Here is a 23,814-nt window from a genome sequence, read left to right on the forward strand (position 1 = left end):
GAAGCAGGGGGGACAAACCGCCAACCGTATGGTAGCACCCACATCATGATACCGGATATGACACAAAATAGCAAGCCCCCAGGCCGTTTGGCCTGGGGGCTTGTCTTATTTTGCTTATTTGAAGTACTCAGCGCCGGACTCGAAGATGGGCTGCATCTTGTCGCCCACGATGTTCACGCCCACATGGGGCCCCCGCCGCTCGGAGTGGCCCATCTTGCCGAACACCCGGCCATCGGGGGAGAAAATACCCTCAATGGCGCACACCGAGCCGTTGGGGTTGCCCACCATGTCCATGGTGGGGGCTCCGGTGAGGGGGTTGACGTACTGGGTGGCCACCTGGCCGTTGGCGATGAGCTGCTCCACCACGTTCTCGGGGGCCACGAAGCGGCCCTCGCCGTGGGAGATGGCGATGGAGTGCAGGTCGCCCACCTGGCTCTTGAGCATCCAGGGAGACCGGACGGAAGCCACACGGGTGGTGACGTAGCGGCTCTGGTGGCGGCCGATGGTGTTATAGGTCAGAGTGGGGCAGCTGTCGTCCATGTCCCGAATCTCGCCGTAGGGCACCAGGCCCAGCTTGATGAGGGCCTGGAAGCCGTTGCAGATGCCCAGCATCAGGCCGTCCCGATGTCGAAGCAGGTCGTGGACCGCATCGGTGAGCCGGGGGTTGCGGAAGAAGGAGCAGATGAACTTGGCGGAGCCGTCGGGCTCGTCGCCGCCGGAGAAGCCACCGGGCACAAAGATGATCTGGCTTCTGGCAATGGCTTTCTCCAGCTCCACAGCGGACTGCTGGAGGTCCTCGGCGGTGAGGTTGCGCACCACCACGATCTCCGCCTCCATGCCGGCCCGCACACAGGCCCGGGCGGAGTCAAACTCACAGTTGGTGCCGGGGAACACGGGGATGACCACCCGGGGCTTGGCAATGGAGGCGCTGAACACGGCGGGAGAGCGCTTCTCACAGGAGATGGTCTCCACGTCGCCGGACAGGCCCGCATCGGTGGGGTACACGGTCTCCAGCACGCTGTCGTTGAGCTCCAGCAGCTCGGCGATGGGGGCAGTGTCGTCACCGATGGTGACGGCACCGGACTCGTCGGTGTAGCCCAGCAGCACGCCGCCCTCCACCTCCTCGGTGCACTCGGCAATGATCATGCCGGGACAGGGCGTGTACCAGGGGGCGTTGACACCGTCGGCGGCTTTGAAGCCCACGCCGTTGCCGAAGGCCATCTTCATGACGCCCTCGGCCACGCCGTTCTCCACGGCCCAGGCGGCGGCCACCTTTCCGGTGCGGCACAGGGCGTGGAACTGCTCAAAGGCGTTGCGGTGACCGGCGTAGTCGGTGAGGTCGGCCCCGCCGAAGAGGTACACGGGGTGGCCAGCGGCCTTAAACTCCTGGGTGATGACCTCGCCCGCCTTCACAGGGGCGATGGCAAAGGAGATGAGGGTGGGGGGCACGTCCAGTTCCATGAAGGAGCCGGACATGGAGTCCTTGCCGCCGATGGCGGCACAGTTCAGGCCCAGCTGAGCGTCCAGAGCGCCCAGCAGCGCCTGGAAGGGCTTGCCCCAGCGCTTGGCCTCGTCCCGGAGCTTCTCAAAGAACTCCTGGAAGGTGAGGTAAGCACGGGTGTAGTCGGCGCCAGCGGCCACAATCTTGGCCACGGAGGTGACCACGCTGGCCTGAGCCCCCAGGTAGGGGTCGGCGCTCATCCAGTCGGGGTCAAAGCCCCAGGCCATGAGGCTGGCCTGGTCGGTCTCCTGGCCGGGCTCCACGGGGAACAGGGCGGCCATGGCCTGGGCGGGGGTGCGCTGGGTTTTGCCGCCAAAGGGCATGAGCACGCTGCCAGCGCCGATGGAGCCGTCGAACCGCTCGGTAAGGCCACGGCGGGAGGCGCTCTTCAAGCTCCCGGCCATATCCCGCAGGGTGTTGGCCCCGTCCACAGGCTTCACGGTGCCCTGGGGCACCTCCACCTGGGCGTGCTTGACGGCGCCGTTGGTGTTCAAAAAGGCTCGGCTCAGGTTGGCGATGGTCTGGCCCTTCCAGGTCATGACCATGCGGGGGCTCTCGGTGACCACAGCCACCTGGTACGCCTCCAGGTTCTCGCTCGCTGCGGCGGCCATGAAGGCGGCGGCGTCCTCGGGGGCCACCACCACGGCCATACGCTCCTGGCTCTCGCTGATGGCCAGCTCAGTGCCGTCCAGGCCGTCGTATTTCTTGCGCACGGCGTCCAGGTCGATGGTCAGGCCGTCGGCCAGCTCACCGATGGCCACGGACACACCGCCAGCGCCGAAGTCGTTGCAGCGCTTGATGAGGCGGGTCACGTCGCCCCGGCGGAACAGACGCTGAATCTTCCGCTCCTCGGGGGCGTTGCCCTTCTGCACCTCACTGGCCATGGTGGACAGAGAGGTCATGTTGTGGCTCTTGGAGGAGCCGGTGGCACCGCCGATGCCGTCCCGGCCGGTGCGGCCGCCCAGCAGGATGACCACGTCACCGGGGGCGGGCACTTCCCGGCGCACGTGGCTGGCGGGAGCGGCACCCACCACAGCGCCGCACTCCATGCGCTTGGCGATGTAGCCGGGGTGATAGACCTCGGCCACGTGTCCGGTAGCCAGGCCGATCTGGTTGCCGTAAGAGGAGTAGCCCGCGGCAGCGGTCTGGGCGATCTTGCGCTGGGGCAGCTTGCCGGGGATGGTGTCCGAGAAGGGCACGGTGGGGTCGCCGCCGCCGGTGACACGCATGGCCTGGTGGACATACACACGGCCGGACAGGGGGTCCCGGATACAGCCGCCGATGCAGGTGGCCGCGCCGCCGAAGGGCTCAATCTCGGTGGGATGGTTGTGGGTCTCGTTTTTGAACATCAGGAGCCAGTCCTGCTCCTTGCCGTCCACCTGGGCGGGGACGTGGATGGAGCAGGCGTTGATCTCCTCGCTCTCGTCCAGCTCAGGAAGCATGCCCCGCTTTTTCAGGGTCTTGGCGCCGATGGTGGCCAGGTCCATGAGGGTCTGGGGCCGCTTGTCCGCCTTCTCCTGGCCGTACACCTCCACCCGGGCGTCCAGGTAGCGCTGATAGGCGGCCTTCACGTCGTCCCGCTTGACACTGACGCTGTCCAAGTGGGTGGAGAAGGTGGTGTGGCGGCAGTGGTCGGACCAATAGGTGTCCACCACCCGCACCTCGGTGAGGGTGGGGTCCCGCCCCTCCTCGTCCCGGAAATAGGTCTGGAGGAAGGTCAGGTCGGAGAGGTCCATGGCCAGGCCGTACTGGGCCAGCAGCTCTTCCAGCCCCTCCCGGTCCAGCTGAGTAAAGCCGTGGAGCACAGGCACCGCCTCGGGCACGGGGTACTGGCCCTGGAGGGTCTCGGGCTTGTCCAGGGAAGCCTCACGGCTCTCCACGGGGTTGATGAGGTGGCCACGAATCTTGTCCAGCTGCTCCTCGGTGAGGGTGCCCTCCAGCACGTACACGGTGGCGCAGCGCACGGTGGGGCGCTCGCCGCCGGTCATCATCTGGAAGCACTGGGCGCAGGAGTCTGCCCGCTGGTCATACTGGCCGGGCAGGGCCTCCACAGCCACGATGGTGTGGGGCTCCTGGGGCAGCTGGGGCATCTCCTCATCCCAAATGCCGTCCACCTGGGGCTCCGAGAGGATGGTGGTGCGGGCGGCGTCGTAGACGCTGCGCTCCACTCCCTCCACGTCGTAGCGGCGGATGACCCGCACCCCGGTGAGGGAGTCCACCCCCAGGGGGCCTTTCAGCTCTCCCATCAGGTGCCCTGCCTCCACGTCAAAGCCGGGCTTCTTTTCCACAAAGCAGCGAAATACCTTGCTCATTGCCACACTCTCCCTTATTTATCTTTGTCTTGCTGTTGGATACCAGCGTTTTTATCTTCCACGGACGACCAGATCGTCCACTGATCCACATTCGCATAGAGATTTGACTGGGTGGGGGTCACCCCCGTCACCAGGCCCCACCGCACCAGCAGGGAACCCCGTAAAAAACAGATGGGAGCCAGCGGGGTCTGCTGGGCAAAGCCCGCCAGATAGGCCTCCAGCTCCGTCTCTCCCCCGGTCCTGCGCCAGGCGTTGAGCAGCTCCTGCACCTCGCTCTGGGTGCCCCCATAGCTCAAGGACCCGGTGAGCAGAGCGGTGAGGTCAAAATCCGAAGTGAGCTGCACCTGACCCAGGTACAAATCAAAATTGCCCCGCTCCAGGGCGGACACATAGTCCTCCCAGGCCAGGGACTTCACCGTTACGGTAAACCCCGCCCCCTCCAGCTGATTGGCCACAGCCTGGGCCACCTGCTGCCGGGTAGAGTTGTCCTCGTTGACGATGAGGGTGAGGCTCCCCCCGGTACTCTCCTCCGTGCCCCCCTGGGTCCACTCCGGCAGCTCCCCCCACGCCGGGGAGATGGGCCATGGGGTGGGGTTCCCGTGGCCGGACAGCTGCACCTGCACCAGGCTGTCCCGGTTCAGGGCCGAGGAGATGCGCTGGCGCACTCCGGCGTCGGCACACGCCCCTCGCTGGGTCTGAAAGCCCAGGTATAAAAGCTGGCTGGTGGGGTAGTCGGACACCTCACAGGTGCCGGAGTAGCCCAGGGCATTGGGGTCGGAAAACTGGGTGGTGGCCATCCACACCTCGCCGCTGTCAAAGGCGGCCTTGCGCCGGTCCGGGGTGCTCACCTCCACCAGGGGGATGGTCTGGGCGGGCAGGGCGTCCACCTGCCCGCTGTAAGGGTTGGCCACCAGGGCCCCATCCTGCAACAGGTAGGGCCCGGTGCCCAAGGGGTCCTGTCCCTCCCGCTCCAGCACCACCGGAATATCCAGCAGGGCGGGCAGGTTGGCGTTGGGGCGGGACAGGGTGATGGTGAGGGTATAGGTCCCGGTCTGGGCCACCCCAGTGACGCCGGACAGGCGGTTTTGGTACCGGGTGGCGGTGCGGGCGGTCTCCAGGGAGGAGACCACATGGGCGGCGGTGAGGGGGGTGCCGTCGGAGAAGCACACCCCCTGGGCCACCTCCACCGTCCAGGTCAGGCCGTCGGACCCGGCGGTGGCCCCGGCAGCCAGCCGGGGCTGGGGCTGGAAACTCTGGTCCAGCTCATACAGGCCCTGGTACACCAATCCCCCCAGCTCCAAATTCGCCCCGTTGGTGCCCGTGATGGGGTGCATGGTCTGTTTGGGGTCATAGGCCAGGGAAAAGGTCCCGGTCTGGACCGGCTGCACCGTCCCGGTGGGGGCGGCCGACGGGGCCGGGTTTTCCTCCGTGGCGGCGGTACAGCCGGACAGGAGCAGCGCCCCCGCCACGGCCAGGGCCGCTAGTTGGGTCTTGCGTCTCATTTCAAACCAATGGCGGCGGCCATGGAGCCCCGGTTGGTGCCCACACAGCGATGGCTCCAGAACAGGTCCGGGTGGCAGCTGGTGCACAGCTCACAGACGCCGATGTTCTCGGTGGGCACGCCCGCCTTTTCCAGGCGCATGGCGTTGATGCCCTTCAAATCCACGGAATACTTCCCGTTTTCCTGGATGTGCAGGTACTTGAGCACCGGGGTGGAGAAGGCGGACATCATGGCGTTGGGCACGTCCTCATGGGTCTCAAAGCAGCAGGGGCCGATGCCCGGGCCGATGGCGGCCAGGATGTTCTGGGGGTCACAGCCGTATACCTCCTCCATCTTGCGCACCACCGCCCCGGCGATGTCGGCGGCGGTGCCCCGCCACCCGGCGTGGGCGGCGGCCACCACCTGGCGCACCGGGTCATAGTACAAGATGGGCAGGCAGTCGGCGGAGAAGATCACCAGGGTCACCCCGGGCAGGTCGGTGACCAGGCCGTCGGCCTCGTAGTTCACCTTCTCGTAGGGGTCCTCCTTCACGTCCGCCTTGGTGATCACCCGCACATGGTTTTCATGGACCTGGTTGGACATGGCCACCCGGGACCCCTGGGCCCCGATGGCCTCCAGAAACCGGCGGTAGTTCTCCCGCACATGGTCCGGGTCGTCCCCCCGGCTCACGCCCAGGTTCAGGGACGCCCACATGCCCTCTGAGATGCCGCCCAAGCGGGTGGAGAAGCCGTGGGCCACGCCCCCGGCCTGTTCCATCTCCTCAGAGGCCAAAAAGACCACAGATTGATGTTGCTTCTGGACAATTGTCATGGTGGGTTACCTCCCGGTGATTGGGTCACAAAGGTTACTCTTCCCCGTGGTGGTACTGCTCGCAGGTGCACTTCTTCCACTTCAGGCCGGACCCGCAGGGGCAGGGGTCGTTGCGGCCGATCTTCACCGTCTTCTTGGTGGGCTGCTGGGTCACGGTGTTGTCCGAACCGCCGGACTCGCCGGTGACCTTGGCCACACGCTGACGCTGGATGCCCTGGTTGGTGCGGATGCGGGCGGAGTACAGACGCCGCAGGGTCTCCTCCTGGATGGCGGCGATCATCTCCTCGAACATGTCGTAGCCTTCCCGCTTGTACTCCACCACGGGGTCAGACTGGCCGTAAGCCCGCAGGCCGATGCCCTGGCGCAGCTCGGTCATGGCGTCGATGTGGTCCATCCAGTACTCATCCACCACGCGCAGCAGGATGACCCGCTCCAGCTCACCCATGGGGTTCTGAATGGCGGTCTGGCCCAGTTCCGCCAGCTGCTGGGCAATGGAGTCGGCCTGGTGCTCGTAGTTGGCATGGGCCAGCTCCAGCAGCTTGTCGGTGAGGGCCTGGGTGGACAGGCTCCCCAGCTGTCCCTTCACATCGTCCAGCTGCTGGGCGGTAAACATCACGTTGACCCAGGGGGCCATGGCCACCTTGAAGCCAGCCTCGTCCAGCTTGCCCTGCTCTCCGGTGTGTCCGGCGATGAGGTTGGTGACGGTGGTGGTGAGCATGTTCTCAATGGCGGCGTGGACGTCCTCGCCGTCCAGCACCTGGCGGCGCTGCTTGTAGATGACCTCACGCTGGGTGTTCATCACGTCGTCGTACTCCAGCACGGTCTTACGGATCTGGAAGTTCTGAGACTCCACCTTCCGCTGGGCCTTCTCGATGGCGTTGGACAGCATCTTCTGGTCCAGGGGGGTGTCCTCGTCCACGCCCAGCTTATCCATGACGCTCTGAATCCAGTCGGAGGCGAACAGGCGGAGGATGTCGTCCTCCAGAGACAGGAAGAAGCAGCTCTCGCCGGGGTCGCCCTGACGGCCGGCACGGCCGCGCAGCTGGTTGTCGATACGGCGGGACTCGTGGCGCTCGGTGCCCAGGATGTACAATCCACCCACTTCCCGGACCTTCTCGGCCTCTTCCTTGATCTCGGCCTTGAACTGGGCCTCAGCCTGGGCGAAGGCCTCACGGGCGGCGAGAATCTCCTCGTTGTCGGTGTCGGCGTGGCCGTCGCACTCGGCTAAAAGCTCGTCGCTCATGCCCTGGCGGCGGAGCAGCGCCTTGGCCATGTACTCGGCGTTACCGCCCAGCATAATATCGGTACCACGGCCGGCCATGTTGGTGGCCACGGTGACGGCGCCCAGCTTACCGGCCTGGGCCACGATCTCCGCTTCCTTGTCGTGGTGCTTGGCGTTCAACACGTTGTGGGGAATGCCCTCCCGGGTCAGCAGCTTGCTCACCAGCTCGGAGATCTCAATGGACACGGTACCCACCAGCACAGGCTGGCCCTTCTCGTGGCACTCCTTGATCTGACGGACCACAGCCCGGTACTTGCCGGCCTGGGTCTTGTACACCTGGTCGGGGTGGTCCACACGGGCCACGGGGCGGTTGGTGGGAATCTCCACGATATCCAGGGAGTAGATCTGGCCGAACTCCTCCTCCTCGGTCATGGCGGTACCGGTCATACCGGACAGCTTGTCGTAGAGGCGGAAGTAGTTCTGGAAGGTGATGGTGGCCAGGGTCTTGGACTCGTGGGCCACGGTGACGTGCTCCTTGGCCTCGATGGCCTGGTGCAAGCCCTCGTTATAGCGGCGGCCGTACATGAGACGGCCGGTGAACTCGTCGACGATGATGACCTCGCCGTCCTTCACCACGTAGTCAATGTCCCGGCGCATGACGCCACGGGCCTTGATGGCCTGGTTGATGTGGTGGGACAGGGTGGTGTTCTCGGGGTCGGACAGGTTCTCCAGGTTGAACTGCTGCTCGGCCTTGGCCACGCCACGGGCGGTGAGGGTGGCGGTGCGGGCCTTCTCGTCCACGATGTAGTCGGCGTCGATGTTGACGTCCTCCTCCTCCTTGGCGTCCACGGAGGCCACCCGCTGGCAGGTCAGACGGGCCACGAAGTTATCCACCAGTTGGTAGAGCTGGGTGGACTTCTCGCCCTGACCGGAGATGATCAGAGGGGTACGGGCCTCGTCGATGAGGATGGAGTCCACCTCGTCCACGATGGCGAAGCTGTGGCCACGCTGCACCAGCTCCTTGGAGTAGATGGCCATGTTGTCTCGCAGGTAGTCGAAGCCGAACTCGTTGTTGGTGCCGTAGGTGATGTCAGCGGCGTAGGCGGCCTTCTTGGCCTCCTTGTCCACGCCGTGGATGACCAGGCCCACAGTCAGCCCCAGGAATCGGTACACCTTACCCATCCACTCCGAGTCACGCTTGGCCAGGTAGTCGTTGACGGTGATGATGTGCACGCCCTTGCCGGACAGGCCGTTCAAGTAGGCGGGCAGGGTGGCCACCAGGGTCTTACCTTCACCGGTGCGCATCTCGGCGATACGGCCCTGGTGGAGGATGATGCCGCCGATGAGCTGCACCCGATAGGGACGCATACCCAGAACACGCCAGTCTGCCTCCCGACACACGGCAAAGGCCTCGGGGAGAATGTCGTCCAGGGTCTCGCCGTTGGCCAGACGGGCCTTAAACTCGTCGGTTTTTGCCCGCAGCTGCTGGTCGGTGAGGGCCTTCATTTCCTCTTCCAGGGCCTCAATTTTATCCACGAGGGGGGTGAGCGCCTTGACCGCCCGTTGGGACGGGGTGCCAAATATTTTCGTAAACAAACCCATGTTGCGCGCTTCCTTTCTGGTTCAGTGCTTGGGTAGAAAAACCCATTTTAACTTATGTAGTATACCATACTCCCCCACGAGAAAAAAGAGGAAATTGAAAATAACGTATGGTTTTCTCCTGAAGCCCCCGGAGAAACAAAGAGACGAAGGATGCGTATCCACACCCTCCGTCGATCTCTCTATGCTTTCTGTGTGTGCTGGGCCAGTCGCCGGACCAGGGCCGCCACATGGGCCAAAGTCTCCTGGTCCAGATTCTTCAAATCCTCCACCACCGGTCCCAGCTGGGCGGGATAGAGATTGCCCCGGTCAAAAAACTCCTGGGGCGTGATGCCAAAATACTCGCAGATATAGAACAACCCCTGGAGAGACGGCAATGATTTTCCATTCTCAATCTGGTTGATATAGCTATTGTTTTGTCCCAGAGACAGGGACATATCCCGGGCGGAAACCTTTTTCTCCGTGCGCAGCTGGGCAATGCGCCCTTGGGTAAATTCCTCGTACACGGCAACCGCCTCCCTTCTCGGTTTGTTCTTGCTTCATTTTATCCTGTGCCTATGCCAAAAATACAATATTTAATCCCTCTTGTGTATTGACATGCAAGATTAAATCCTTTATTCTTGCTTATAGCGACGGTTAAAATCTGTATATGGAGGCGCAAATGGGTATGCAGACAAAAACATGCTGTGTTACAGGACACCGAAACATTTCAGACCAACAGCTTCCCTTGGTGAAACAACAGCTACAAGAGGCTGTACAACAGGCCATTGCAGACGGTTATACCCGATTTTTATCCGGTTTTGCCAATGGCGCAGACTTGATATTTGCCGCTGTCGTAGCCGATGCAAAAGCCCAAAACCCAGAGCTGCTCTTGGAAGCTGCTATTCCCTATGAAGGACGATTAAATTCAAAACATGCAGATTTTTATCCTCTGTTACAGACATGTGACCGTGTGTATGTAGCATGTGAGCAGTATGTACCATCTTGTTTTATGAAGCGCAACCGATACATGGTAGAAGCGTCTCAGCGTATCATCGCAGTCTACGATGGCCGCAAATCCGGTGGAACCTTTCATACCATACGTTACGCCCACAAACTGGAACGAGAGATACAGTTTATTCGAATTTAAATCTATCACTACCCAACAAACAAGGCCGCTCCGCTTTGTCTTCTTCTTCTGGTGCGTCCGGCCCTCGGCGGCCGGGAAGCGGCCGCATGCCACCAGACTTGAGGCCCTGGCAATGGAAGGGAAACCTGCCAGCGGAGCAGGCACACCCCAGAGATGTGATACGCCATCTATGTGACCCCTCCAGGCCCAGGGCCGACTACGGCCCCACCGCACAAAACAACATAAAACCATTGGGGTTTCAAAAGGGGCGTGCCCCTTTTGTGGCTTTTTGTCCATTTTGGCCACTCAAAATGGACCCCCAGCGGGGAGCGTCCCCGCCAGGCTGGCAAGCCTGAAACAGGGGCGGTTAGACGGGTCTGCCTAGCGGCAGACAGCTCCCCCTGCACCGGGGGTGCTCTGCGCCTGGAGGTGCATCTAAATTCCCACCCCTTTATGCACCACTTTACTGTACAAAATTCCCCTTGACACTGTCCGCATGTGGCGGTATAATGTCCATCACAACAAAACAAAAGCAGACGAAGCGTGCAGGAAAAGGCCAGGGTCGGCCTACCGAAGGAGTGACACTCTCAGGTTCCCCGGGACACGGGGTGAGGACTGTACGTGGATGTAACTCTGGAGAAGCTCAGCAATGAGTGCCGAAGGTGCAACGTGGGGACCGCTGGTTCCCGCCAATCTCTCAGGCAAAAGGACAGAGGAAATCATACGCCAACGCACCCGCTCCCCGTTGGGGCGCAGGTGCCAGCACCGTCATTTCCTCAGGTTGCGGAGTATTCCATCCGCAACCTGTTTTTGTTTTGTCAAAAACAGCTCGAGGAGAGGATTCAACATGGTTCAGCAATTGGAAGCCGCACTTTTACCCGTGGTCAACGCCTTAAATGACTACCTATCCAGCTACATTCTGGTGTTTCTGCTCATTGGCGTTGGCCTGTTCTACTCCATCCGCACCCGGTTTGTGCAGGTGCGCTGCTTTGGCGAGGGCATGAAACAGGTCTTTGGCAACCTGTCCCTGCGGGGCGGGGCCCAGGCCCAAGGCATGAGCTCCTTCCAGGCCCTGGCCACCGCCATCGCCGCCCAGGTGGGCACCGGCAACATCGTGGGCGCCTCCGGCGCCATCCTCACCGGCGGCCCCGGGGCCATCTTCTGGATGTGGATCATCGCCTTCTTCGGCATGGCCACCATTTACGCCGAGGCCACCCTGGCCATCCACACCCGGGTCATTGACCAGGACGGCCACATCCACGGCGGCCCGGTGTACTACATCACCACCGCCTTCCGGGGCGCCTTCGGCAAGTTTCTGGCCGGGTTCTTCGCCGTGGCCATCATCCTGGCCCTGGGCTTTATGGGCTGCATGGTCCAGTCCAACTCCATCGGCTCCACCTTCCAGACCGCCTTTGGCGTGCCCTCCTGGGTGATGGGCGTGGTGCTGGTGGTCATCTGCGCCTTCATCTTCCTGGGCGGCGTGCAGCGTCTGGCCGCCGTCACCGAGAAGCTGGTGCCCATCATGGCCGCCATCTTCCTGCTGGGTGCTCTGGCCGTACTGGTGGCCCGCATCGCCTACCTGCCCGAGACCTTCGCCATGATCTTCCGCTACGCCTTCCAGCCCCAGGCCATCATCGGCGGCGGCTTCGGCTACGCCATCAAGACCGCCGTCAGCCAGGGCGCCAAGCGGGGCCTGTTCTCCAATGAGGCGGGCATGGGCTCCACCCCCCACGCCCACGCCCAGGCCAACGTGAAAGACCCCCACGAGCAGGGCGTGGTGGCCATGGTGGGCGTGTTCATCGACACCTTCGTGGTGCTCACCCTCAACGCCCTGGTGGTCATCTCCACCCTGTACACCTCCGACGGCCCCTTGGCCGGCGGCTATGTGGGGGACGTCACCGCCACCCTCAACAGCGCCAACCTGGCCCAGACCGCCTTTGGCACCGTGTTCGGCGCCCACTTCGGGGCCATCTTCGTGGCCATCTGCCTGTTCTTCTTTGCCTTCTCCACCGTGTTGGGCTGGAACCTGTTCGGTAAGATCAACGTGATGTACCTCTTCGGCAAAAAGGCTGCCCCTGTCTACGGGGTGCTGGCCCTGGTGTTCATCTTCCTGGGCACCACCATGTCCAACGACCTGGTGTGGGGCCTCACCGACCTGTTCAACAACCTCATGGTCATCCCCAACGCCATCGCCCTGTTTGCCCTGTCCTCCATCGTGGTGGGCATCGCCAAACGCCGGGGAAACGCCCTGAAATAATGGGAATTTCCCTATAGTTTCCCCGTCCCCCCTCCACTCCCCCGGTCAGGTTTGCCAAAAATCTTCGGATTGGTTGACAACCCTGCCCGGGGGAGATATAATACCGCCAAAATGAACCACTGATAGAGGCGCGGTGCCAATGGGCATCCCACACATAAGCCTGGAAGGGCGTGGGGTGCGAGGTGTCACCGCCGAAGGGCAAAGGGGCTTCCACCCTCTTTGTGCCTGGGCCGTCGGGAAATACCCGGCGGACTGTCACACCCCCTGGTGTGAAGCGCTATCATGGCAAGCCAAAAGTTCCCGTCCCCCACAGTGTGGGCGGGGGTTTGTTGACCATGATCGCATCACGCGGTTCATGGTCTTTTTGTTTACTCGAAAAAAGAAGGAGAGAGGAACCCCCATGAAACAGAAACTCTTTGCCCTGCTCCTGGCGGTGGCGCTGGTGCTGTCCCTGGCGGCCTGTACCGCCAGCCCCTCGGACTCCGGCTCCAACACCTCTGCCAGCCAGGCACCGGCCGCGGACGTCCCCGACGTCCCCGACTTCACCGACGTGGACACCTCCACCATCCCCGGATTGGAGGACGGCGTGCTCACCGTGGGTATGGAGTGCGCCTACGCCCCCTACAACTGGATGCAGATGGACGACTCCAACGGAGCCGTGCCCATCTCCAACGTGTCCGGGTCCTACGCCAACGGCTACGACGTGATGATCGCCAAGCGCATCTGTGAGGCCTACGGCTGGGAGCTGGAAGTGGTGTCCAGCTCCTGGGACTCCCTGACCCCCGCCGTCCAGGCGGGCACCATGGACGCCAACATCGCCGGCCAGTCCATGACCGCCGACCGGATGAAGGAAGTGGACATGGCTGGCCCCTACTACTACGCCACCATCGTGTGCCTGACCTCCAAGGACAGCCCCTACGCCTCCGCCACCTCCATTGCCGACCTGGCCGGGGGCATCTGCACCGCCCAGTCCGGCACCATCTGGTATGACTCCTGTCTGCCCCAGATTCCCGACGCCAACATTCTGTCCCCCGCCGACAACGCCCCTGCCATGATTATGCAGCTGCAAACCGGCATGGCCGACTTCATCTGCACCGACATGCCCACCGCCAAGGGCGCCGCCGCCAAGGACGACAACCTGGTGGTGCTGGACTTCTCCGGCACCGACGGGGACTTCCAGTTTGAGACCGAGGCCGAGCGGGCGGAGAACGTGAACATCGGCATCTCGGTCAAGAAGGGCAACACCCAGCTCAAGGACGCCATGGACGCCGTGCTCTCCCAGCTCACAGCGGAGGACTTTGACGCCATCATGGACCAGGCCATCGCCGCCCAGCCCGCCACCGACGACACCGACGCCAACCTCTTTGTCAAGCTGGGCCGCGACATGGCCCAGCTGTGGAGCGAGTACCACACCGGCTACCTCAAGGGCATCTTGAACACCCTGGTGCTGGCCGTGGCCGCCACCGTCATTGGATGTGTCATCGGCCTGGTGTGCGGCATTCTGAACACCATCCCCTACGCCAAGCAGGACCCCCTGCCCAAGCGGGTCATCCTCAAGGTGATTCGGGCCCTGGTGCGCATCTATGTGGAGGTGTTCCGCGGCACTCCCATGGTGCTGCAAGCGGTGTTCATCTACTACGGCCTGCCCTACTTCACCAATGGCTCGGTGGCCTTCCGGGGGGCTGAAGGCATCTGGCTGGCCTCCATCATCGTGGTGTCCATCAACACCGGCGCCTACATGGCCGAGTCGGTGCGTGGCGGTATCATCTCCATTGATCCCGGCCAGACCGAGGGCGCCCGGGCCATCGGCATGAATCACTTCCAGACCATGACCTCGGTGATCCTGCCCCAGGCCATCCGCAACATCATCCCCCAGATCGGCAACAACTTCATCATCAACATCAAGGATACGTCCGTGATGTTTATCATCAGCTTCACCGAGTTCTTCGCCTTCCACCGCTACATCGTGGGCGTGAACAACCTGTACTTCCCCTCCGCCGCCATCGAGATGATCGGCTACCTGACCATGACCCTGCTGGCCTCTGCGGCGCTGCGGCTCATTGAGAAGCGCATGGACGGCTCGGACAACTACGAGCTGGTGCAGGTGGACGCCCTGACCATGTCCGCCGGAACCTACAACCACCCCAACCGCACCAATCCCTTTGACAAAGACTGAGAAGGAGGACACGGATATGAACGACGCAATTTTGGAAATCAAGCATCTGTCCAAGTCCTTTGGCAATCATGAGGTGCTGAAAGATATCGACTTCACCGTCCGACCCGGAGACGTGACCTCCATCATCGGTGCCTCCGGCTCGGGCAAGTCCACCCTGCTGCGGTGCATCAACCTCCTGGAGACCCCCTCCGCCGGAGACATCCTCTTCCACGGGGAGAACATCACCGCCCGGGGCTTCAACCCCTGCCGCTACCGCTCCCAGGTGGGCATGGTGTTCCAGTCCTTCAACCTGTTCAACAACATGACCGTGCTGGAAAACTGCATGGTAGGCCAGGTGAAGGTGCTGAAAAAGTCTAAGGCGGAGGCCAAGGAAAACGCCATGAAGTACTTGGAGCAGGTGGGCATGGCCCCCTACATCAACGCCCGGCCCCGGCAGATCTCCGGCGGCCAGCGCCAGCGTGTGGCCATCGCCCGGGCCCTGGCCATGGAGCCGGAGGTGCTGCTCTTCGACGAGCCCACCTCCGCCCTGGACCCGGAGATGGTGGGCGAGGTGCTCTCGGTGATGAAGGACCTGGCCTCCCAGGGCATGACCATGCTGGTGGTGACCCACGAGATGGCCTTCGCCCGGGACGTGTCCAACCATGTGGTGTTCATGGCCGACGGAGTCATCTGCGAGCAGGGCGACCCCAAGGACGTGTTCACCAACCCCCGGCAGACCCGCACCCGGGAGTTTTTGGCCCGATTCATGGGAGAATGAGAAACCCGCCCCGGCAGAGTGCAAACGTTGTACTCCGCCGGGGCGAGTTTTAATGAATAATGAAAAATGAATCGTGAATAAGTATGGTGTGCCCCACAGTGGCACGGATTTTAATTTGAGGTGGAGACTTGAGGGCAGTTTCCCCTTGCCAACTTGGCCGCGATTTAGTACAATAAAGGTTGACAGTTTGTAAAGAAGGAGGGCTTCCATATGACGAGAGATGAAGCCTTTGAATTTTTAGACCGCACCGCCCGGGGCATTGCCGAGATGTTCGGCTCCTCCTGTGAGACCCTGGTGCACGACATGGGAGTCCCCTCCCATCCCATTTTGTCCATCTATAACGGCCATGTCTCCGGCCGGGAGGTGGGCTCCACCATGGATATCCTGGGCATCGGCCTGGAGCTGGACGCCGACTCCTCGGTGACAGATTTTGTCAACCTTGCCGCCACTACCCCCGACGGACGCCAGACCAAATCCTCCACCTTCCACATGATCGGGGAGGACTACAACCTGGCCCTGGGCATCAACTTTGACTACACCTCTCTGGTGTTTGCCAACCGCATTCTGGTGGACCTGATGAGCGCCAGCTCGGACTTGCAGTCCGCCCTGTGGCAGGAGGGGGACTCCAAGCAGCTGGCCGACCTCTTCGAGCGGTGCCTGGCCGCCCTGGGCAAGCCGGTGGACGCTCTGAACAAGAAGGACCGCCTGCGCATGATCGCCATGCTGGAGCAGAAAAACGCCTTCTCCTTCCGCAAATCCGTGCCCTATGTGGCCAAGCACCTGGGGGTGTCCCGGTACACGGTGTACAAGTACCTGGGCGAGCTGGCCGAGCACAGCGAGGAGGAATAATCCCCCTTTCTTCCCTTGTTTTTTCCGCCTCGGTGGACTACAATGTGGAATAGTTGTACATTCGTTTACATAAGGAGATCATACATCATGTATCGTGAACAGTTAGAAGCTTATTTTCAGGACAAGCAGGACATGCTGGTGGACGCTGTGTGCCGCCTGGTGTCCATTGACAGCGTGGAGGGCGAGCCCGCGCCCGGCGCTCCCTTCGGCCCCGGCCCTGCCGCCGCGCTGGAAGAGGGCCTGAAGCTGGCCCAGGAGTGGGGCCTCATCACCCAAAACCACGAGGGCTACGTGGGCACCGCCGACCTGTGCGACAAGGAGGACGCCCTGCACATTCTGGGCCACCTGGACGTGGTGGCCCCCGGCGAGGGCTGGACCGTCACCCAGCCCTATCAGCCCAAGGTGGTGGACGGCCTCATCTATGGCCGTGGCACCGACGACGACAAGGGCCCTGTGGTGGCCTCCCTGCTGGCCATGAAGGCGGTGAAGGACCTGGGCGTGCCCCTGAAGTCCAACTGCCGCCTCATCATGGGCACCAACGAGGAGAGCGGCTCCGGGGACATCGCCTGGTACTTTGCCCGCCACCCCTTCGCCCGGGATATCACCGCCCGCACTGGCATCACCTTCACCTGCACCAGCCAGGACGGCTGCACCGTCATCCACGCCAAGGGCGAGGGCAGCCACGCCGCCTGGCCCGAGGGGGGCAACAACGCCGTCACCGGCCTCATTGCCCTGCTGTGCGCCCTGCCTCTGGCCGAGGGTCCCTGCAAGGAGGCCCTGAACCAGCTCAACACCTTGCTTCCCCACGGAGATTACCATGGTCGGGCCCTGGGCATTGCCCAGTCCGAGCCCATCGCCGGGGATTTGACTGTGGCCTTCACCCTGCTGGAGGTCACCGAGACCGGACTCACCGGCCGCTTTGACTCCCGGGTGCCCCTGTGCGCCACAAAGGAAAACTGTGAGAACGTGGCCCGGGCCGCCTTTGAAGCCCACGGCTTCACCTTCGAGGGCGAGCAGGAGGAGGCCCACCACACCCCCGCCGACTCTCCCTTCGTGCAGACCCTGCTGAAGCGGTACGAGGAGTACACCGGACAAAAGGGCGAGTGTCTGTCCACCGGCGGCGGCACCTACGTCCACGAGATTCCCGGCGGCGTGGCCTTTGGCTGCACCATGCCCGGGTTTGACACCCACCTCCACGGGGCGGACGAGCGGGTGAAGATCGCCGATTTGATGCTGTCGGCCAAGCTCTTTGCCCACATTATCCTTGATATGTGCGCTGAATAATCTTCTGGGGCCGCTGCACCATGCAGCGGCCCTGTTGTTTTTTCGGCGCTATGAAAAACATGCCTCTTCTCTTATCACTGGGATCAGGCTTGCCAGCCAGGGTTTGCTCCGCAGGGTGACTTTCTCCCCGATGAGAAAGTCACCAAAGAATCGCCAAAGGCGGGGCCTTCCCCCGCCTTGTGGAATCCACCCCGCGGTACGGGGAGTTCCTGCGTCCTCCTCTTTTCGGCCCTTGGACTGGTTCATGTCACATAGATAGTATGGAAATTCTACAGAAAGCACCCACTTCTCTAACAAACGCTACTTCTATCGCCAGGGCCTTCCCCTGGTGTGCAACTGTTCCCAGTTGCCGGAGGACTGGCTCCCGGCGGCGGGAACGCCGCTGCACCAAGGCAGGCCCGGAGGTGAAAACCGCCCAGCCATAGGGCCAGCTGCCCAGGGTGGCCTGGTGTGGTGGCACAAACAGGGGCCACAGCAAGGGTGACGGGCCGAATATAGCCTTGACGCAGGCCCAGCCTGGTACCCCAGGGAGGTTCTTAGGGGGGAACGCCCTAAGTGGCTTTTCGTCCATTTTGGCCACTCAAAATGGACCCCAGCGGAGCGTCCCCACCGGGGGCGCTGGTTTCCGCCTGAGAAATCGGAGGAGAGCAAGCCCCTCAGGTCAGAGACAAAGAATTGCACCATTCTTCCCTGGCCCTTGTCAGGTGGATGTGGTACAATGAACTTAGATCTGCGGCCCGCCCGTTTGCGGGCCATTGAGGAGGTCATATTATGTTCAACTACTTCTGGTCCCGCAACGCCTCGGTGGGCATGGCGGTGCTCTACATCGCCCTGGGCCTGCCCCTGGTCCTCTTCCCCGCCGCCGTGGGCACCGCCTTTGTCTGGGCCCTGGCCATCGGCTGTGTGGTGTACGCTCTGCCCCATCTCATCCGCTACCTCCAGGGCCGAAAGGTGGGCCAGTCCTTCGGAGGCGACCTGTTTCTCACCGTTTTACCCCTGTTCTTCGCCCTGTTCGCCCTCTTCCGCCCCCATGTGATTCTCTCCTTCCTCCCCTTCGTGCTGGGCGCTCTGCTGCTCATGGACGGGGTGGGGAAGCTGCCCCTGATGCTGGCGGCCATCCAGGACCACGCACCCGGTCTGGCCTTCTGCGTCATCTCCACCCTGGTGCCCCTCATCGTGGGCCTGGTGCTCATCGTCAACCCCTTCCAGGCCGCCCAGATGGTCATCATGGTCTTTGGCATTGGCCTCATTGTGGACGGCATCGGCGACCTCATCACCGCCCTGTCCGCCCGTCACGCCTGATACCTGGAGGTCTCTTTATATGAAATACCACTCCCTGCTCCCCCGGGAGCGCGCCGAGCGTTTGAATAAGCGGCTCACCGAAGGCATGATGTCCGCTTTGAAAACCATCCACTCCGCCACCTCCCCCGACTCCATGGACCCCGCCGACCTGAACCGTCAGCGCAGAGGCCAGGAGGTGCTGGGGCGGCTGGCCTCTCCCCCCATCGGCTTTAGCTGGGAGCCCTTTACCCACCACCAGATGTCCATGGCCTGGGTGCGTCCCGAGCGGGGCCACCAGCGGCGGCGGGTTATCCTCTACTGCCACGGCGGCGGCTACACCAGCGGCAATCTGGGCTACGCCCGAGTGCTGGCGGCCAAACTATCCGCCGCCACCGGCTGTGAGGCCCTGGCCTTCCAGTACCGTCTGGCCCCGGAGCATCCCTACCCCGCAGCCTTAGAGGACGCCCTCACCGCCTGGGACTACCTGATGCACCTGGGGTATGGCGCCCGGGACGTCATCGTGGCGGGGGACTCCGCCGGGGGCAACCTGGCTTTGGAGCTGACCTTGAAGCTGAAAGAGTCCGGGCGGTTCCTACCTGGGCGGCTGGTGCTCTTCTCCCCCTGGACCGACCTCACCGCCTCCGGGGCGTCCTACCAGAGCGCCCGGGAGCTAGACCCCATGCTCACCATGAACTACATTCAGGCGGTGCGCTCCGCCTACGCCCCTCAGACCGACTGGAGCGACCCACACCTGTCCCCCCTGTTTGCCGATCTCCACGGCTTCCCCCCCACCCTCATCCACGTGGGAGAGCGGGAAATCCTCCGGGACGACTCCACTGCCCTGGCCCAAAAGCTGCGGGAGGCGGAGGTGCCCTGCGTCATCCGCACCTGGCCGGACATGTGGCACGTGTTCCAGATGTTCCCCCTGAAAAGCGCCAGCGAGGCCATGGAGCATGTGGCGGATTTTTTACAGCGCTACGATTAAATGCCCTTTCCATTTGGCAAGTTTTCCAACAAAGAAATAAGGAGAGTATCCTATTATGACGGATGCCCAGTTAAACTATCATCTTCGATATTGTGGTAAAGGTTTTTTTGTGGAATTTTTTCCAAATTTAAATTCTATTCTATGGACAGACTCAACCCAAGTTCATGCAGCCACAGAGGAAATCTTCCATAAGCTGATAACAAAACAGCGGCCCGATGGGCGGCCATACACACTCAGTGGGCTAGCCGCTCGCATGTCTCATTGCCGCTACATCTTTTTAGAACAACAGCAGTGGGCCGCTTTGCGCAATATTACTCACTCTAAAGTTACACCCAAACAAAGACAGCTAGCTCACACATATCTTAGTCTAATTCCTTCACATACTTGTTAAGATCAAAAATGCGTCTATATCAAATGCGGCCCCCCAACTTCCCACCAGCCCAAATGGCTAGGGGAATCCTGGAGCGCCTGCATTTTTATCTATTTAACTGCAGTTAATCCCGCCGCCCGCTCCGTGGCGGAAACCTCCCAGGCCATCGCCCAGGCTCTGGCGCTGTGGCCGTACAACCAGTACACCGCCCTGTGGCAGGTGGCGGTGCACAACCGGGACGCCCAGGAGGCCCTCACCCGGTTGGAGCAGATGCTGGAGACCCTGGAGCAGCCCTGGCAGCTGGGGGACACGGTGCTGTACCGCCGCATGGCCCCTCAGGCCAAGGCGTTCCAGCCCGGAGAGCTGCGGGCCCTGCTGCTGGGCCAGCTGGAGCAGGACCCGGACCTCAGTTGGCTGCGGGAGCACCCCCGGGCCCAGGCCCTTCTCCAACGCGCCCACCCATGAGGAAACCCCCGGCGGCTCTGTGCTTGAGCCGCCGGGGGTCTTATGTTTTAGAAGTGGAAGCGTCTGCGCACCTCCCGGCGCAAATCCGGCCGGTAGCGGATGATGAGCAGGGGCACCATGAGGGTCACCCCCACCACCGCCACCACCAGGGACCACATGGGCCGATAGCCGCCCAAAAACAGGTCAATGCACAGCTCCAGCCACAGCATCAGCACCACGCAGCTGCCCAGCACCAGCATACACCGGCTCAAAATGGAGCGCAGAGGGAGGATATACCACAAAAACAGGATGACCACCGAGCACCCCCACCAGATGGGCAGGGCCAGCTGTCCCAGCCAGCTGCCCCCGTCTACCGCCAGGGCGATGACCCAGAGGAAGCCCGCCACCGCCAGCAGGTCCAGCCCCACCAGGAAGATGGAGTGCACCCCACGCAGCAGCAGCGGAAGCACCGTCCACACCCACAGCATGGCGCAGGCCCCCGCCACAATGGCGGACCAGGGCATCCCCCGCCACCAAAACAGCAGGTTGAGCACCACACAGCACAGGCCCACCACCCCGTACAGAGCGGAGAGCAGCACCGCCACCTCTCTGTGATTTACCGGCTCCACCTCCCGCCGCTCCACGGGGAAGTTGGGGGGAATGGTGGTGTCCACCGGGCACACCGGGTTGACCACCGGGGTCTGGCACAGGGGACAGCGGGCGGCGTCCTTGTCCAGCTCCACCCCGCAGTTGACACAGTATGACATGGCCTGATTTCACTCCCTTCGATTGGATGTAATCTTCACGTGGAGCCCATCCTGCACCAGCGTGCGGAAAAAGTCCCGCTCCACGTCCGTCTCCTTCACCGTCCCGGCAAAGGTAATCTCCATGATATCCCCGTAGCTGATGGAGGCGCAGTTCACCCGGGGGGTGTAGGACTGGCCCAGCACCACCTCCATGTGCTGGATGTGGGGCTCCATCTCTTTGGGCACCCGGAAGGCCCCAGGGTTGGTATACGTGGTGGAATAGGGGCGGTTGCCCGCCAGACGATACCCCAAATCCACGGAAAAGTTCTTCACCGGCACCGGAATGAGCTGGAGGGGCAAAAACCGCTGGAGAAACACGTTGCGGGTGATGACCCCCTGCATCTCCTGGCGGGTGATGTGCAGCCGCATGTGGTGATGGACCTGGGAGATGATCTCCTCCAGGGTGTAGTCCCCCAACTCGGGGTCAATGGAGGGGCGCACCGTGAGGATGAAATTGCGCATGGTGCGGGTGGGAAAATAGGGGCGCAGGTTGATGGGGATGGCCAGGGCCACCGGCAGCTCCCGCCGCCGCCCCTCCCGGCGCTGGCGGGCCAGAATGGACTGGATGAGCACCGCCGCCAGATACTCGGTGATGGAGGCCCCATGGCCCTTGGCCACCTGGCGCAGGGCCTGCACCGACACAAAGCCCATGGTGACGTTGAGGGTATAGAAGGGCTCCGGGGTTCCGGTACAGGGGTAGGCCTTGGGCTCGGACTTGCCCAGCCGCACCCGGGACCGGGCGTACCGGGCGTAGGCGTCCTCCCACTCCTGGGGGTCCGGGGCCTCGTCCACGTCCAGAATCCCCTCCTCGTTTGGGATCTCCTCCCCCAGCTCCCGTAAGTACACCGCCAACAGGGTCTTAAAGAGCACCAGCGCCCCGCCGCCATCGGCCAGGGCGTGGAACACCTCCATGGAGATGCGGTGGCGGTAGTAGAAAAACCGGATGAGCTGGTCCTTGTTCTGAAAATACACCGGCTGGCAGGGGTTTTGAATGTCCGGCTGCAAAAAAGGCCCGGGGGTGTCGTCCGGCTCGAAGTAGTACCAGAATACCCCCTTGCGGATTTTCACATGGAAGCCGGGGAACCGGGGCATGGTGCGGTCGATGGCCCGCTGGAGGACCTGGGGGTCCACCTCCTGGGTCATGACGGCGGAGAAGCGGTACACCGCCGAATAGGTGCCGCTCTGGATGGCAGAGTACATCATGGCGGCATTATCCAGCTGAAACCAGCCCTTATCCTGTCCTCTCCGCCTAACCATACTCCACCCCCCTTTCGTTTGCTTTATTATAATACGCCCTCTGGACCGTGGCAATACCGCAAAACCTGCCGACTGCGTTGACACCCACCCGCTCCGCCTGTTACAATGGCCTCACAGGCGGCTCCTACGCCGTCAATTCCTCTCAAGGGGGTTTTTACAAATGGGACTCATCAATAAACTGGGCGGCTCCATGCTGCAAGGGATGGCTGGTAACCTCAACGAGGTCTCCCCCGAGGCCCTGAACCAGGAGTTCGGCATGTATCTCATGGACGGCGAGACCATCGCCATGGGGTTCCGGCTCATCCGGGACGTGGTGATCTTCACCGACAAGCGCATCATCGACTTTGACAAGCAGGGCGCCACCGGCGTGAAAATGCGGGTGGACTCCATCAACCTGAGCACCATCATCCACGTCTCTGCGGAGACGGCGGGCTTTGGCGCCGACGACAGCGAGATCAATGTCCACTACATTGCCTCCCCCTACTTCAAGTGCAGCGGCGGCGTGGAAGTGGCGGAAAAGAAGTTCGAGTTCCCCAAGAAATACAACATCCAGCCCCTGTACAAGTACTTGCAGGAGATCGCCTATCACAACCACGAGACCCTGAACCACTAAAGAGCAAAAAACACCCCGGAGAACTCCGTTCTCCGGGGTGTTCTGTGTCTTTCTGGTGTTTAGCCGATGGCAATGGTGGTGCTTCTGGGCAGCTCCTTCTTCACATGCTTGGGCATGGACAGCTTGAGGATACCGTCCTCATACTTGGCGGAGATGTCCTGGGGCTCCACATCCCCCACGTAGAAGCTGCGGCTGCAGGCGCCCACATACCGCTCCTGGCGGATGTACTTGCCCTTCTTGTCTTCCTCGTCCTTATCCAGACCCTTGGCGGCCTGGATGGTCAGATAGCCGTCCTTCAAATCCACCTGGATTTCGTCCTTCTTAAACCCGGGCAGATCCACGTCCAGCTCATAGCTGTTCTCGGTCTCCCGCACGTCGGTCTTCATCAAGTTCTTGGCGTGCTTGCCGTACAGAGGGTTGCGGCCGTTCCACATGGGGAACATCCCAAAGTCATCACCAAAGAAATCATCAAACAAATTCTCACCAAAAATGCTGGGCAACATAAGTCATTCCTCCATTCGTTGCATTCATTGATGCCCTGCGGGAGAAGCTCTTTCGAGCCCCTCTTTTTGGAACAATTATGTTATAACACCGTCAATTGGCACTGTCAAGGCGAGAGCGCTAATGTTTACATGTTATGTGATGTTTGTTCATAAAATATGCGATTTCTCCCGGCACACAC

At 62.1% G+C, this 23,814-nt stretch carries 18 protein-coding genes and 2 riboswitches; of the genes, 10 read left to right on the forward strand and 8 right to left on the reverse strand.

Annotated elements, in window-relative coordinates; translation table 11 throughout:
• Nucleotides 1-114 precede the first annotated feature (114 nt).
• The 5 genes from E0L15_RS04375 to E0L15_RS04395 form a co-directional block, all read right to left on the reverse strand.
• On the reverse strand, nt 115-3,813 hold the full coding sequence (locus E0L15_RS04375) for a phosphoribosylformylglycinamidine synthase (protein ID WP_168124660.1): 3,699 nt from the start codon (nt 3,811-3,813) through the stop codon (nt 115-117).
• Nucleotides 3,814-3,827: 14 nt separating this feature from the next.
• A complete protein-coding gene (locus E0L15_RS04380) occupies nt 3,828-5,315 on the reverse strand; it encodes an ABC transporter substrate-binding protein (RefSeq protein WP_168124661.1) in 1,488 nt (495 codons plus the stop codon).
• On the reverse strand, nt 5,312-6,124 hold the full coding sequence (pgeF, locus tag E0L15_RS04385; RefSeq protein ID WP_168124662.1) for a peptidoglycan editing factor PgeF: 813 nt from the start codon (nt 6,122-6,124) through the stop codon (nt 5,312-5,314). The genes E0L15_RS04380 and pgeF overlap by 4 nt, the downstream gene beginning before the upstream one ends.
• Before the next feature lie 34 nt (nt 6,125-6,158).
• The gene (gene secA, locus E0L15_RS04390; RefSeq protein ID WP_087230597.1) at nt 6,159-8,948 is read right to left on the reverse strand and encodes a preprotein translocase subunit SecA; all 2,790 of its coding nucleotides are present in this window, start codon (nt 8,946-8,948) and stop codon (nt 6,159-6,161) included.
• A gap of 179 nt (nt 8,949-9,127) precedes the next feature.
• On the reverse strand, nt 9,128-9,451 hold the full coding sequence (locus E0L15_RS04395; RefSeq protein ID WP_168124663.1) for a helix-turn-helix transcriptional regulator: 324 nt from the start codon (nt 9,449-9,451) through the stop codon (nt 9,128-9,130).
• Nucleotides 9,452-9,612: 161 nt separating this feature from the next.
• Here E0L15_RS04395 and E0L15_RS04400 point away from each other — a divergent pair, with 161 nt between their 5' ends.
• The 9 genes from E0L15_RS04400 to E0L15_RS04440 all read left to right on the forward strand — a co-directional run bounded on the left by E0L15_RS04400 (nt 9,613) and on the right by E0L15_RS04440 (nt 20,477).
• The gene (locus E0L15_RS04400) at nt 9,613-10,074 is read left to right on the forward strand and encodes an SLOG family protein (protein ID WP_168124664.1); all 462 of its coding nucleotides are present in this window, start codon (nt 9,613-9,615) and stop codon (nt 10,072-10,074) included.
• A 602-nt stretch (nt 10,075-10,676) separates the two neighbouring features.
• Nucleotides 10,677-10,776: riboswitch (glycine riboswitch) on the forward strand.
• A gap of 124 nt (nt 10,777-10,900) precedes the next feature.
• A complete protein-coding gene (locus tag E0L15_RS04405) occupies nt 10,901-12,310 on the forward strand; it encodes a sodium:alanine symporter family protein (RefSeq protein WP_168124665.1) in 1,410 nt (469 codons plus the stop codon).
• 115 nt (nt 12,311-12,425) lie between these two features.
• A riboswitch (Lysine riboswitch) is annotated at nt 12,426-12,598 on the forward strand.
• A gap of 112 nt (nt 12,599-12,710) precedes the next feature.
• Entirely contained in the window at nt 12,711-14,486 is a 1,776-nt protein-coding gene (locus E0L15_RS12325) for an ABC transporter substrate-binding protein/permease (RefSeq protein ID WP_243155380.1), read from the forward strand.
• A 16-nt stretch (nt 14,487-14,502) separates the two neighbouring features.
• On the forward strand, nt 14,503-15,243 hold the full coding sequence (locus tag E0L15_RS04415) for an amino acid ABC transporter ATP-binding protein (protein WP_168124666.1): 741 nt from the start codon (nt 14,503-14,505) through the stop codon (nt 15,241-15,243).
• Between the two features lie 210 nt (nt 15,244-15,453).
• A complete protein-coding gene (locus E0L15_RS04420; protein ID WP_087230607.1) occupies nt 15,454-16,092 on the forward strand; it encodes a helix-turn-helix transcriptional regulator in 639 nt (212 codons plus the stop codon).
• A gap of 87 nt (nt 16,093-16,179) precedes the next feature.
• Nucleotides 16,180-17,376, forward strand: coding sequence for a M20/M25/M40 family metallo-hydrolase (locus E0L15_RS04425; protein ID WP_168124667.1), 1,197 nt, complete (start codon nt 16,180-16,182; stop codon nt 17,374-17,376).
• A gap of 771 nt (nt 17,377-18,147) precedes the next feature.
• Nucleotides 18,148-18,678 (forward strand): DUF308 domain-containing protein, encoded by a 531-nt coding sequence (locus tag E0L15_RS04430; RefSeq protein ID WP_168124668.1) that lies wholly within the window; start codon nt 18,148-18,150, stop codon nt 18,676-18,678.
• A gap of 19 nt (nt 18,679-18,697) precedes the next feature.
• Complete coding sequence (locus tag E0L15_RS04435) at nt 18,698-19,642, forward strand: alpha/beta hydrolase (protein ID WP_168124669.1); 945 nt, start codon at nt 18,698-18,700, stop codon at nt 19,640-19,642.
• A 514-nt stretch (nt 19,643-20,156) separates the two neighbouring features.
• A complete protein-coding gene (locus E0L15_RS04440; protein WP_168124670.1) occupies nt 20,157-20,477 on the forward strand; it encodes a hypothetical protein in 321 nt (106 codons plus the stop codon).
• Nucleotides 20,478-20,524: 47 nt separating this feature from the next.
• Here E0L15_RS04440 and E0L15_RS04445 read toward each other — a convergent pair whose 3' ends face one another.
• On the reverse strand, nt 20,525-21,223 hold the full coding sequence (locus E0L15_RS04445) for a DUF6320 domain-containing protein (protein WP_168124671.1): 699 nt from the start codon (nt 21,221-21,223) through the stop codon (nt 20,525-20,527).
• A gap of 9 nt (nt 21,224-21,232) precedes the next feature.
• Nucleotides 21,233-22,519 carry a hypothetical protein gene (locus E0L15_RS04450; protein ID WP_168124672.1) on the reverse strand — a complete coding sequence of 429 codons (1,287 nt, stop codon included), beginning with the start codon at nt 22,517-22,519 and terminating at the stop codon, nt 21,233-21,235.
• Between the two features lie 160 nt (nt 22,520-22,679).
• Between E0L15_RS04450 and E0L15_RS04455 the strand changes: the two genes are divergently transcribed.
• Nucleotides 22,680-23,132, forward strand: a complete 453-nt coding sequence (locus E0L15_RS04455; protein WP_087230627.1) for a PH domain-containing protein — start codon at nt 22,680-22,682, stop codon at nt 23,130-23,132.
• A 59-nt stretch (nt 23,133-23,191) separates the two neighbouring features.
• On the opposite strand, the gene E0L15_RS04460 is transcribed toward E0L15_RS04455, so the two are convergent.
• Nucleotides 23,192-23,635 (reverse strand): Hsp20/alpha crystallin family protein, encoded by a 444-nt coding sequence (locus tag E0L15_RS04460; protein ID WP_087392600.1) that lies wholly within the window; start codon nt 23,633-23,635, stop codon nt 23,192-23,194.
• Nucleotides 23,636-23,814: the final 179 nt, after the last annotated feature.

This window comes from Pseudoflavonifractor sp. SW1122, from assembly GCF_012027765.1.
GTDB classification, from domain to species: domain Bacteria; phylum Bacillota; class Clostridia; order Oscillospirales; family Oscillospiraceae; genus Enterenecus; species Enterenecus faecium.